Here is a 12467-nt window from a genome sequence, read left to right on the forward strand (position 1 = left end):
CCGCAATTTTTCGAACACAGGGAGTGGTTTCAATGATTCAACCGGGCAACGTATTCAAGGACAACCTCGCGCAGATGCCGGGTATTGACGGAATCGCGCGTATCGATCTGGTGGACGGCAAGGGCGCCGTGGTGGCCAGCATCGAGAACAAGCCGGGCAAGCAGGGATCGCTCGCGGTGTACAACTATCTGCAGCAGACCTTCGGCGCGCTCGACGCCAAAGCGGCCGAGCATGGTCTCATCGTGTTCGCCGAGCACACGGCCGATGCGCGTCACCGTCCGGGCGCGCATCCCAACGTCGATATTCTGCTCGCGATTGCCGCGGGCGGAGAAGCCTTGCGGATCGATGTGATCGCCGCGGGCTGAAGTGGGTTGGGGATCATCGGTGCGGCGCTGCTGGACGAGCCGGTGCGCGCGGCCGTGCCGATCAGGCGACGCCGGCTGCATGCCGGCGTCGTCCATCAAGACACGCTCAGTTCAACCAGCCCTTGATCGCCTCCGACATCGTGGCGGTCGAAATGCCGTAGCGGTCGTGCAGTGTCGGCAACGCGCCGGCGTCGAGGAACGCATCGGGCAGTCCCACTTGCCGGAAATGACACGCCACGCCCGCGCGCATCAGTTCGGCCGCGACCGCTTCGCCCAGACCGCCGATCACCGTATGGTTCTCGGCGACCACCACGAGACGTCCGGAGCGCTTCGCTTCGCGCACGATCGTTTCCGTGTCGAGTGGCTTGATCGTCGGCACATGCAGCACGGCGACGCCGATCCGGTCGCTTTCCAATGCCTTCGCCACTTCGAGTGCGCGCATGGTCATGATGCCCGACGAGATGACCAGTACTTCGGCGCCGTCGCGCAGCAGCTTGGCTTTGCCGAGTTCGAAGGTGTAGTCGTATTCGTCGAGTACGGCCGGCACATTGCCGCGCAGCAGGCGGGCATAGACAGGACCCTTATGCGCGGCGATCGCGGGCACCATCTGCTCGATGTCGAGCGCGTCGCACGGGTCGATCACGGTCATGTTCGGCATGGCGCGCATTAAGGCGAGATCTTCCGCGGCCTGGTGGCTCGGACCGTAGCCGGTCGTCAGGCCCGGCAGCGCGCAGACGATCTTCACGTCGAGATTGTCTTCGGCGATCGTCTGATGCATGAAGTCGTACGCGCGGCGCGTGGCGAATACCGCATACGTAGTGACGAAAGGCTGCGCGCCTTCATGCGCGAATCCCGATGCCGCGCCCATCAGCAATTGCTCGGCCATGCCCATCTGGTAGAAACGCTCCGGAAACTCCTTCGCGAAGATGTGCAAGTCGGTGTATTTGCCGAGGTCCGCCGTCATGCCGATCACGTTCTGCTTTTGCCGCGCCAGTTCGACCAGCGCGTGGCCGAAGGGTGCGGACCGCGTGACCTGTCCTTCGCCCGCGATCGAGGCGATCATCGCGGAGGTCTTCAGGCGCGGTTTGCTCGCGGTTGCGTTGCTCATGCTTGTCTCCCTTCTTTGAGTGCTTCCAGCGCCAATTGCCATTCATCGGCATCGACGCGGATAAAGTGGTTCTTCTCGCGTTGTTCCAGGAACGGCACGCCGCAGCCCATGCGCGTGTCGGCGACGATGATGCGCGGCTGCGCCTCAGGATGCGCGCGCGCCGCATCGAACGCGGCCGCCACCGCGGCGATATCGTTGCCGTCCACGCGTTGCGTGAACCAGCCGAACGACTCGAGTTTTTCGACGAGCGGCTCGAACGCCATGATTTGCGTCGACGGGCCATCGGCCTGCTGGTTGTTCACGTCGACCACGGCGATCAGGTTGTCGAGCTTCCAGTGACTCGCGGACATCAAGCCTTCCCAGATCGCGCCTTCGTCAAGTTCGCCGTCGGAGAACAGCGTGTACACGAACGACTTCGATCCTTTGCGCTTCAATCCGAGGCAGCGGCCCACCGCGATCGTCAAGCCCTGGCCGAGCGAGCCGCCGGACATCTCCATGCCGGGCGTGTAGCTCGCCATGCCCGACATGGGCAGGCGGCTATCGTCGCTGCCGTAGGTTTCGAGTTCCTCGGCGGGCAGAATGCCGGCTTCGAAGAGCGCCGCATACAGCGCGATCGCGTAATGCCCGTTCGACAGCAGGAAGCGGTCGCGCTCTTCCCAATCGGGATCTTCCGGCCGGTAGCGCATCGCGCCGAAGTAAGCGACTGCGAGAACATCGGCGATGTCGAGCGCCTGACCGATATAACCCTGGCCCTGGACCTCACCCATCAACAATGCGTTTCTACGGATACGGTATGCGTGTTCGGCAAGGGTTGCCGTCGGCACGCGTTCTGGACTGTTCATGTTGTCTCCTGTGATCAGTCGTAAAGAGTAAGAAGGGTTCAGCGGTTCACGGACTTCGCGGGCACCAGAAACACGAGGCAGGCGCCGAACGTGACGGCCACCGAGATAAAGATCAGCCCGGCGGTCGATTTGCCTGTCAGGTCGTTGAGCCAGCCGACAATCGCCGGAGAAAAGAAGCCCGCAAGATTGGCGACGCAGTTCACCGCCGCGATCCCGGCTGCGGCCGACATGCCGCCGAGCAACGCGGTCGGCAACGACCAGAACTGTGAAGACGACGCGAGAATGCCGGCCGCGGCGATGCTCAGACAAACAATAGAGGCCGGCACACTGCCGATGGCCGGCAGCAGAATGAAGCCCGCTGCGGCGATCAGCATCGGAATCGCCAGATGCAGACGGCGTTCACGATGACGGTCCGCACTCATGCCGACCAGCGGCAGCGCGATGATGGCGCACAGATAAGGAATCGCGGTGAACACGCCGATCCAGAGCGGATCGGCCACACCCGATTTGCGGATGATGGTCGGCAGCCAGAACGTCAGGCCATACTGGCCGAGCACCACGCAGAAGTAGATGGCCGCCATCAGCCACAAACGGCGGTCGCCGATGAACGATTTGACCGAGACGTGGGCGATCTTATGCGCGTTGTCGCCGGCCACGTTGCGGGCGAGCAGCGTCTTTTCGGAGTCCGTCAGCCACTTCGCTTTCGTGATGCCGTCGTCGAGATAGAGCAGGATTGCGACGCCGAGCACGAGCGAAGGCACGGCTTCCAGCAGGAACAACCACTTCCAGCCGGCCATGTTCATCGCGCCTTGCAGCGAGTGCATGATCCAGCCCGACAGCGGGCCGCCGATAATGCCGGCCAGCGGAATCGCCATGAAGAACAGCGACAGCGCTTTGGCGCGGCGCGCAGCGGGAAACCAGTAAGTCAGGTAGAGAATCACACCGGGTGCGAAGCCCGCTTCCGCGACGCCGAGCAGAAAGCGCAGTACATAGAAGGTTGTAGGCGACTTCACGAAGATGAACGAAGCGGAGATCACCGCCCACGTCAGCATGATTCGTGCAAGCCACTTGCGCGCGCCGACACGATGCAGCACCAGGTTGCTGGGCACCTCGAAGAGGAAATAGCCGAGAAAGAAAATTCCCGCGCCCATGCCATACACAGTTTCGCTGAAGCGCAGATCGTTGAGCATCTGCAGCTTCGCGAAGCCGACGTTGACGCGGTCGAGATAAGCGCCGAGATAACACAGCATCAGGAATGGGATCAGGCGACGACTGACTTTCGCGTAGGTCTTCGACTCGAAGCTTGTCGAGTCCGCTTGCGGCAGCACGTCGGCGGCAAGGGATGCCGCGGGGTATTTCGGTTTCATGTGCGTCTCCTTCCATGGCTCCGGGTTGGCCCGGATGCCGGTCATGTTGCCGCTCCTCGCGAGCAGCAACGCGTCGCTATCAATCAATGAATCAGCATGCCGCCGTTCACGTCGAGGGTGATGCCCGTGAGATAGGTCGACAGATCGCTGACGAGGAACAGGCACGCGTTCGCCACGTCGCTCGCGTTGCCGAGCCGGCCGAGCGGGATGCCCTTGATGATGTCGACGCGCATCTCCGCGGTCAGCTTGTCGCCGGTGATATCGGTTTGAATCAGGCCGGGCGTGATCGAGTTCACGCGAATGCTGTCGCCGCCGAATTCGCGGGCCATCGCGCGCGAGAGACCGAGCACGCCGGCTTTGGCCGCGCTGTAGTGCGGGCCGCCGAAGATGCCGCCGCCGCGTTGCGCGGAGACCGACGACATGCACACGATGCTGCCGCCTTTCTGCTCTTTCATGGCCGGCAGCACGGCTTGCGACATGTAGAGCGTGCCGCGCAGATTGACGTCGACGACGGCGTTGAAGCCTTCGGCGGTGATGTCCAGCGTGCGCACCGGCTGCGTGATGCCGGCGTTGTTGATGAGGCCGTCGATGCGGCCGTAGCGCTCGAGTGTCGCTTTGGCGGCCGAGACGCACGCGTCTTTGTCGGTGACGTCGCAGGCGAGGCCGAGATGCGCGTCGCCGAGATCGGCGGCGGCGCGCTTCGCGTCTTCTTCGCGCAGATCGAGTATGACGATGCGGGCGCCCTGAGCGGCGAGTGCCTGAGCGGTTGCCTTGCCGATTCCGCGCGGTGAGGCGGCGCCGGTCACGATGACGACTTTGTTCTCCAACAGCATGATTGTCTCCTGAGTGTTGATGTGATGGCCGAAGTGTCTACTGCGCGGCCTGTCGCATCAACGACGTACTGCTCAACTATGTTTGAGAAATTTTCAGGTGACGTGCTGCTTTAAACGCAGATGCCGCATGGTGCGACGCCGCATCTGGAATGTCTTGCGAGCGCGGTGCAGGAAAACCCTGGCAAGGATCGAAGCCGCTCTCAGGCTTTGCGCTCCATGCGCCCGACCTCGCGCTCGATCCACGCGATAAAGCGCGTGACGCGCGGCAGTTCGGCGTTTTGCGGCGGATAGACCAGATGATGCGCGCCGACCTCCACGGCGTGCGTGTCGTCGAAGACCGGCACGAGCGCGCCTTCCTTGATCCGAACCGAGGCGAGCATCACGCTTTCGAGCGCGATGCCGAGGCCGAGCGCGGCCGTTTCGAGCGACATGTACGAGCGATCGAAAGAGAAGTCGAAGGTCTTATGGGCGGCCGACACGCCGGTGCGTCCGAACCACTGCTTCCACTGCACAAGCGGCGTCTCCGAGTAGATCAGCCGATGTTGCAGCAGATCTTCGGGCGTCTCGACCGGATTGTTCGCCAGATATTGCGGCGACGCGAGCGGCGCGATGAACTCGCCGCGCAGCGTTCTGACTTCGAGGTCGCGCCAGTTCGCGTAGCCGTGGCGCAGATCGATGTCGTAATAACCGCTGGTAAACGAGACGTCCTCATATGAGCAGGCGAGATTCAACTGGATATCGCCATTGGCCTCCTGGAACGAAGCAAGCCGCGGCAGGAGCCACATGAGCCCGAAGCTGGGACTCGAATGCACGCGCAGGATATCGACGTCGGTGCGGCTCGATGCGCGCTCAGTGGCGCGGCTCAGATCGGCCAGCGACCCCGTCACGTCGGACAGATAACGCTCGCCGGTCGGCGTGAGGACGAGCCCACGGCCGGAGCGATAGAAGAGCGGCTGGCCGATTACCGACTCCAGGTTGCTGATCTGATGACTGACCGCCGATGCGGTCAGCCCGAGCTCTTCCGAGGCCCGGTTGACGCTTTTTGTTCTGGCCACGCTCTCGAACGCGACGATGGCCTTGACCGGTGGAATGCGCATAGTGGAATTTTTTTCAGATGCAGTTGAATGAAACCGCCTTGTTCGCACGCCATTCGCACTGCCATTCTGTCGACAAGCCGCGCAGCCAGGGATGCATGGGGTCCTCTCGGTACTAACCCGGCAGTTTCACTGCCGCCAGGCGGCTAAATCATAAACATAGGTTGCGCAGTGCAACAACTGTGCAGGAGACGGTAATGGATTATCCGACTTTCCCGGTGAGCGCGCGATCAGCACACGCTCACACGCAGCGCTCTCGTCCTGTTCGCTTCCATATCGAGTAAAGACATTTCGCCGGTTAGCGCCTATGCGGCGTACCGGCGACTGTCGTACTACGCATTCGCAAAACATGCGCGATGCGCGGAAAACGCGAAAGGAGAAAGGACATGGCTGAGCAGCGTTACTTGTTGACGGCGCGCGCGATCGTCAAGAGCTTCGGACCGACCAGCGTATTGAAGGGCTTCGATATTTCGATCGCCCCAGGTGAAGTGCATGCTTTCCTGGGTGGCAACGGCGCGGGCAAGTCGACGCTGATCAAGATCATCTCCGGTCAGTTCGAGCGCGACGGCGGCACGCTCGAATTCGACGGGCAAGCAATCGGTGCATCCGTCGGCGGGCATATCGCCGCCGGCACCATCGCGGTCGTCAATCAGGAACTTGCGTTGCTGCCGCATCTGTCGGTGGCCGAGAACATCGCGATGCCGCGGCTGCGGCGCGGCGCCGCGAAATATAGCGAACGCGCGTCGATGGACATTGCGGTCGAAGCGCTGTCGCTGATCGATCCGCAGTTCGCGCGTGAATCGTCGGGCCGGCTGGTCGGCGATCTGACCTTGCACGAGCGCCAACTGGTGGAGATCGCGCGCGCCCTCGGTTCGGGCGCGAAGCTGTTGCTGCTCGACGAGCCGACCGCCAATCTGACCGCTGCGGAAACCATCCGGCTCTTCGCGGTACTACGGCGTCTCATTGCCGATACGGGACTCGCGGTGCTGTTCGTTTCGCACCGCATGCGCGAGATTCGCCAGATCGCCGATGTCTGCACGATCATCCGCGACGGCAAGACGGCCGTCGATCGCGTCGCGCTCGATGCGATCACGGATCGCGAGATCATCGAATGCATGGGACAGAGCGTTGTCGTCGATGACGCGGCCGCGCGCGTCGCGCAGTCGGCGGAGTTGGGGCAGGCACACCCGGCAGGGGAGCAGGACATGGGTGACGGCGGCGGTCGCATTCACGCGGGCGCATTGCGGATCGAACGCGACGGTGTGGCGATCGAAGTGCCGGCCGGCGCGATTGTCGGCCTCGCCGGAGCACCGGTGGGTCCGTCTTCGTTGATCGATGCGCTGACCGGTATCGCGCCCGCCGGCTCATGGGCTATTACACGCGCCGGCGCTCGTGTCAGCTATTCGCATCCGTCGGCGGGCGCGCGCGACGGCGTCGGCTTCGTCTCGGGCGACCGCTCGAACAAGGGCGTGCTCGCCACGTTGCCGATCGTCGACAACCTCGTCGCGGCAGCGCGCGTCGTCAACCGGCGCAGTGTCGTGAAGCGCGAGGAAATCGAGCAGAGCACGCGGTTGCTGGACGCCCTGAAGATTCGCGCCGGCTCGCTGTGGGACTTGCCGGCCACACTCAGCGGCGGCACGCAGCAGAAACTGCTGATCGCCCGTTGGCTATTGCTGCGGCCGAGGCTGCTGGTGCTCGAAGAGCCGACCCGCGGCGTCGACATCCGCACGAAGCGCGAAATCTACGCGCTGATTCGCAAGATGGCGCAGCAGGGTACGACGATCGTCTGGTGGTCGACCGAATATATCGAACTGGTCGAACTGTGCGACACCGTGCTCGCATTCGATCTGGACGGCAAGCCCACCGAAGTCCTGCGTCACGCCGACGTCAACGAAACACAACTCGCGGCCGCAACGGGTATGGCCGCCTAACGTCGGTTAGCGCCGCCGCGCGCCAAAACATCATTAATCTGGAGACAACCATGAAATCAGCCACTCATCCCATCGCGGAGGCGCAGCCGAAGCGCAGCAGTGCGGGACGCCGTTTGCTGTCGGCCTACCGCACCGAAATCGCGATTGCCATTGCGATCATCGTGATCGAACTCGCGGTGGGCACGATCGTGCCGGCGGCGCTGTCGGGCGGCAATATTTCCAACGTGACGCAGGCGGCCGCGCCGCTCGTCATCATGGCATTCGGCGTGTTGCTCGTGATCATTACCGGCGGCATCGATCTGTCCGTCGGTTCGGTGTTTTCGTTGACGGGCATGGTGACCGGCCTCGCCATGGCGCATGGCTATGGCGCGGTGGCGAGCAGTGTCGCCGGACTCGCGGTCGGCGTCGGCATCGGCGCGCTCAACGGTGCGCTCGTGACCTTCGTCGGACTCGCGCCGTTCGTCGTGACGCTCAGCACGTATGCGATTGCCGGCAGCCTCTCGTTCATCGTAACCGACGGCCACTCGCTGCCGATCTCCAACCCCGACTACTGGCTGCTCGATTCAGGAACGCTGATTCCCGGCCTGCCGAACTATGCGCTGTGGTGCGTGCTGCTGCTCGTCGCGATCGAATTCTGTCTGCGCAAGGTGGTGGCGGGCCGCTGGCTGTATGCGATCGGCAGCAGCAGTTCGTCGGCGCGCGTGATCGGGATTCCGGTCAACCGCGTGCGTCTCGGCGCATATGTGCTCTCGGGTTTGCTGGCTTCGTTCGCGAGCATCGTCAGCGTGTCGTACATCAGCAATGCCGAGGCCACCGCGGGATCGAGCCTGATGCTGCAGGCCATCGCGGCCGTGGTGATCGGCGGCGCGAGCCTGTTCGGCGGGACCGGTTCGGCCATCGGCGCACTGCTCGGCGCGCTGATGATCACGATCATTCAGAACGGCGCGAATCTGATCGGCGTGAACAGTTTCTGGCAAGGCACCGTGACCGGTGTCGTCATTCTCATCGCGGTTCTCGTGGATCGCGTTACCAAAGCTCGGCGTTGAGCACGGGTTCGCAAAAACTATCTGGAAGGAGACACATCATGAACAAGCGCACATTCAGGTCGGCCGGCGCATGCACGAGGCAGCCGGTTGCGCGGATCGCAATGGCGTCGATCGTCGCACTCGCCGCGGCATTCGCGTCGCAGATGGCGGTCGCGGCGGACAAGCAGACAGTTGCGTATATCGCGCCGTCGCTGGATATTTCGTACTGGCAGTGGGTCGCGTACGGCGTCAAGCAACGGGCGCAAGAACTCGGCATGGACTATGTCGAGTTCACTTCGGAGAATTCGCCGGCCAAGCAGATGGACAACGTGCGCACGGCCATGACGCGCGGCGTCAACGCGATCGTGATCGGGCCGGTCAGTTCGACCAGCACGCCGCCCGTGCTGCGTCTTCTGAAGTCGAAGTCGGTGCCGGTCGCCTTCACGGGCATCGGGCCGCAGGCGGGGCAGACGGACTATACGTCGGCCGTCACGGCGAATAACTACGATACGGGCAAGGCTCAGGGCGCATACGTTTGCAAACTCGCGAAGGATCGCGGCAGCAACAAGGTGGCGATGCTGTCGCTGCCGCAGGATCGCGAGAATGCGCAGAAGTACATGAAGGGCGCGCAGGAGTCGTTCAAGGCCGATGGCTGCGAACTCGTGCAGGTGCTCGAGACGCACGGGCTCACGGTCAACGAAGCGGTGCAGCAGGCCAACGACGTACTGACCGCTCACCCCGATGTCAAAGCCATCTACGGCATGTACGACGAAGCCGCGACGGGCGCCGCCAAGGCGCTGCAAACGCGCGGTGCGGTCGGCAAGGTGGCGGTCGTCACGGCCGACGGCAGCCCGACGACAATCAAGCTGCTGCGCGACGGCGCGATCCAGGGCATCTTTTTGCAGGAGGCGGTCGGGCAAGGGATCGACGCGACCACGCAGGTGTTCAACGCGCTGAATCATAAGCCGACGACGCAGGAATTCGCGTTGAAGGAGCCGCTCGTGACGAAGGAAACGATCGATCAGCCGGATGCGCAGGCCACGGTGAAGCGTGTCTATCCGCCGTCCGCGGGCAAGTACTGAGAAAACGGTGTTGACCTGATTGCGCGGCCGTTCATTTAGTGGTGTTTCGACGCGAGCGCCGCGCGTCGTATAACTTCAAAGGAGGCGCTGTGGACAATCTGCCTATCATCGACCCGCATCATCATCTGTACGATCTGAAGACCGGCAACTACCCTTGGCTGCAAGGGCCGATGCTCGACCGCGTGTTCGGCGACTATTCGGCCATTCGCAAGGACTACCTGATCGATGACTTTCTCGCCGATATCAAGAATCAGAATGTGGTGAAGACGGTTCATCTGCAGGTCGAATACGATCACAACGATCCGGTGGCCGAAACGCGATGGCTTCAGAGCGTCGCGGACAAGCACGGCTATCCGCACGGCATTGTCGGTTTTGCCGATCTGTCTTCGCCGAACGCGCAGGCTGTGATCGAAGAGCACTGCCAGTACAAGAACGTGCGGGGCATTCGCCAATGCCTGAATTTCCATCGCGATCCGGTGAAGACGTTTATCGACAGTCCGCATTTGATGAGCGATCCGCAATGGCGGCGCGGCTATGCGCTGCTCAAGGAGCACGATTTGTCGTTCGATCTGCAACTCTATTACACGCAGATGGAAGAGGCGCTCGCCCTAGCGCGCGATTTCCCCGGTACGCCGATGGTGCTCAACCACACCGGCATGCCGGTCGACCGTAAGCCCGAAGAGATCGAGGCATGGAAAAAGAGCATGACCTCGCTCGCTTCGGCGGACAACGTTTTCTGCAAGATATCCGGTCTGGGTATGGGCGACTGGAAGTGGACGGTGGACAGCATCTGTCCGTTCGTCCTGCACGCAATCGAAGCATTCGGCGTGAAGCGCTGCATGTTCGCGAGCAACTTTCCGGTCGACAAGCTGTTCAGCAGCTATGACGATGTGTTCAACGCCTTCAAGGAGATTACGCGGGAGTTCGCGGCGGACGAGCGGGCGGCGCTGTTTCATGACAACGCGGAGCGGGTGTACAGGCTGTGAGGGCTATCCGCCGCGCGTATGGCGCCCAGCACTTCGACAATGCCGGCGCGGCTCGCTGATGGAGATCGCGTGCGTGGCGATACAGCAAACGTGAGGGGAGTATCGACGCGCTGACGCGGAGCGCGCTTTTGCCCGCGCGATCACGCGCCCGAACCTGCCGGATATCCTTTCGACCGGCCGAATGCCGGTTGTTCGCGAGTCGCGCGGTTGAGCAGCATGGGGATCTCGTCCAGACGCAGCAGCGTGAGCGCTCCGCCATACACGAGCCCCGTATCGACATTGATGACGTTGCCGCGAACCATGGGCTCCCGCACCGGCGTATGCCCGACGATCACCGCGGCCACGCCGTCGATGCGGCTGCCCGGGTCTAGCCATCCTGGTGCAAATCGTTGGCACAGTTGCGCGAAGGCCCGGCGCATCGAAATAAAACCTGCTGTCTTGCCAGCGATCCAGCGGGAGCGATCCCAGATCACCTTGCGCCGCACGGGTCCGTTGCGGTCCTCCTGTTCCAGCGCCTGCACCATCTTCGGCCACGATTGCGTGGGGACGTTGGCGTGCACGATGCCGACCAGGCCGTCGTCGGTTTCGATTTCGATCGCGTAGGGAAGGGCCGCCATATACGTCACGATGTCGTCCAGCGCCGCTTTGTCGTAGACCATATCGAACAGCCACTCGCCGCCGGTGGATCGAATCGACGCGTTCTTGCCGCCGTAGCGATGCCAACGAACGATCGTGTCCTCGTGATTGCCACGCACCGATTGAATGCGATACCGGTCCACGAATTCGAGCACGGCCGGCGATTCGATGCCCCGGTCCACCAGATCACCGACGGCAAACAGTCTGTCGCGCGACGGGTCGTAGCGGCGCAGCTCCAGCTCTTTCGCAAGCCGGCTGAAACAGCCGTGCAGATCGCCTACGACGAAGTCGCGACCGGCCGTGTTCTTTTTGAAGCGTCGCACGGGTATGAAAGTCTGCTGCATGTTTTCACCGCAATCAGTTGACGTGAAATGACGGAAGACTTCTGTATGGTTGCTGCGTGACGCCCGGACGGTATTGACATCGAAGTGTCTTCGTCGGTTAGGCATGGCGCGCGCAGTGTCGCCGCCGTCACACAGTGTTGACCGCCAATTGAGTGCTTTCAGTGTCGATTTGTAACGAGGTGTTTGAACCTGAATGCCGTCCCCATCGCCCCGATCGAGCGAGGGGTGCAGACGGAGCGGCGACATCGTCGCATTGATCCCGTGGCATAGGCAGTGTCTTTTACGCTCGGTTACAAGTGGCGTATCAAAGGCCACAACGTATCGGCAGGTTTTTTCGACGGTCGTCGCCGGCGCACCGACTTATGTGGCCCGGCTCGCATTGCTGAACGAAACCGGACATATCCGCGTTCGTTGCAATCCGGGCCGTATTGGCGCGTGAGATGAGCGATGTTTTTTCGGTGCGCTCGCGAAACCGCGATGCCGAGTCGGGCCTAAATCGCTCTGACAGGCCCGACTGACAAGGCGCCGCAGGTCGCCCGGAAGCAATCGAAGCCCGTTTTGGGGCGCCCCAAAACGGTTGCCGCCTGCGTCGACCCCGATTGGTTTGGCGAGACGCGAGAACGACGGGGCGATCCACCGTCAATCGCGCAATGCGCGCTACCCCACATAGTGAGGTGGGCGGACATCGCTTTTCGCGGCCGTGCCGCCGGGTCGTTCCTCGGCCACCCGTCTCACGCTTGCAACATCCCGGACGGGCTCAGTAAAACCTACTTTTGTCGGCTCAATGCCAGCATCTTTGACCGAAGTATTTGTCGAACCATTGCCCGCCAATGGTCCTACGGTTTTCCGCCCTG

The 12467-nt window shown here is 62.4% G+C and carries 11 protein-coding genes; 5 read left to right on the forward strand and 6 right to left on the reverse strand.

The window, feature by feature from the left end; translation table 11 throughout:
• Positions 1–32 precede the first annotated feature (32 nt).
• Entirely contained in the window at positions 33–365 is a 333-nt protein-coding gene (locus B0G73_RS01815; protein WP_106277331.1) for a DUF2322 family protein, read from the forward strand.
• A 106-nt stretch (positions 366–471) separates the two neighbouring features.
• Here the strand turns inward: B0G73_RS01815 and B0G73_RS01820 are convergent, their stop codons facing one another.
• The 5 genes from B0G73_RS01820 to B0G73_RS01840 all read right to left on the reverse strand — a co-directional run bounded on the left by B0G73_RS01820 (position 472) and on the right by B0G73_RS01840 (position 5612).
• Entirely contained in the window at positions 472–1473 is a 1002-nt protein-coding gene (locus B0G73_RS01820; RefSeq protein ID WP_106277333.1) for a transketolase family protein, read from the reverse strand.
• Entirely contained in the window at positions 1470–2315 is an 846-nt protein-coding gene (locus B0G73_RS01825) for a transketolase (RefSeq protein WP_106277335.1), read from the reverse strand. Before B0G73_RS01825 ends, B0G73_RS01820 begins: the two co-directional genes overlap by 4 nt.
• Positions 2316–2353: 38 nt before the next feature.
• Positions 2354–3682 (reverse strand): MFS transporter, encoded by a 1329-nt coding sequence (locus B0G73_RS01830; RefSeq protein ID WP_106277700.1) that lies wholly within the window; start codon positions 3680–3682, stop codon positions 2354–2356.
• Positions 3683–3765: 83 nt separating this feature from the next.
• Positions 3766–4515, reverse strand: a complete 750-nt coding sequence (locus B0G73_RS01835) for an SDR family NAD(P)-dependent oxidoreductase (RefSeq protein WP_106277337.1) — start codon at positions 4513–4515, stop codon at positions 3766–3768.
• A gap of 200 nt (positions 4516–4715) precedes the next feature.
• Positions 4716–5612 carry a LysR substrate-binding domain-containing protein gene (locus B0G73_RS01840; RefSeq protein ID WP_106277339.1) on the reverse strand — a complete coding sequence of 299 codons (897 nt, stop codon included), beginning with the start codon at positions 5610–5612 and terminating at the stop codon, positions 4716–4718.
• A 383-nt stretch (positions 5613–5995) separates the two neighbouring features.
• Here B0G73_RS01840 and B0G73_RS01845 point away from each other — a divergent pair, with 383 nt between their 5' ends.
• The 4 genes from B0G73_RS01845 (at position 5996) to B0G73_RS01860 (ending at position 10633) form a co-directional block, all read left to right on the forward strand.
• Entirely contained in the window at positions 5996–7540 is a 1545-nt protein-coding gene (locus B0G73_RS01845; protein WP_106277341.1) for an ATP-binding cassette domain-containing protein, read from the forward strand.
• Positions 7541–7590: 50 nt separating this feature from the next.
• The gene (locus tag B0G73_RS01850; protein WP_106277342.1) at positions 7591–8586 is read left to right on the forward strand and encodes an ABC transporter permease; all 996 of its coding nucleotides are present in this window, start codon (positions 7591–7593) and stop codon (positions 8584–8586) included.
• Positions 8587–8624: 38 nt separating this feature from the next.
• Positions 8625–9647 carry a substrate-binding domain-containing protein gene (locus tag B0G73_RS01855; protein WP_258193144.1) on the forward strand — a complete coding sequence of 341 codons (1023 nt, stop codon included), beginning with the start codon at positions 8625–8627 and terminating at the stop codon, positions 9645–9647.
• 89 nt (positions 9648–9736) lie between these two features.
• The gene (locus B0G73_RS01860) at positions 9737–10633 is read left to right on the forward strand and encodes an amidohydrolase (RefSeq protein WP_106277344.1); all 897 of its coding nucleotides are present in this window, start codon (positions 9737–9739) and stop codon (positions 10631–10633) included.
• A gap of 140 nt (positions 10634–10773) precedes the next feature.
• On the opposite strand, the gene B0G73_RS01865 is transcribed toward B0G73_RS01860, so the two are convergent.
• The gene (locus tag B0G73_RS01865; RefSeq protein WP_106277346.1) at positions 10774–11859 is read right to left on the reverse strand and encodes a metallophosphoesterase; all 1086 of its coding nucleotides are present in this window, start codon (positions 11857–11859) and stop codon (positions 10774–10776) included.
• Positions 11860–12467: the final 608 nt, after the last annotated feature.

Origin of the sequence: Paraburkholderia sp. BL25I1N1 (assembly GCF_003002025.1) — a bacterium.
Taxonomy (GTDB): domain Bacteria; phylum Pseudomonadota; class Gammaproteobacteria; order Burkholderiales; family Burkholderiaceae; genus Paraburkholderia.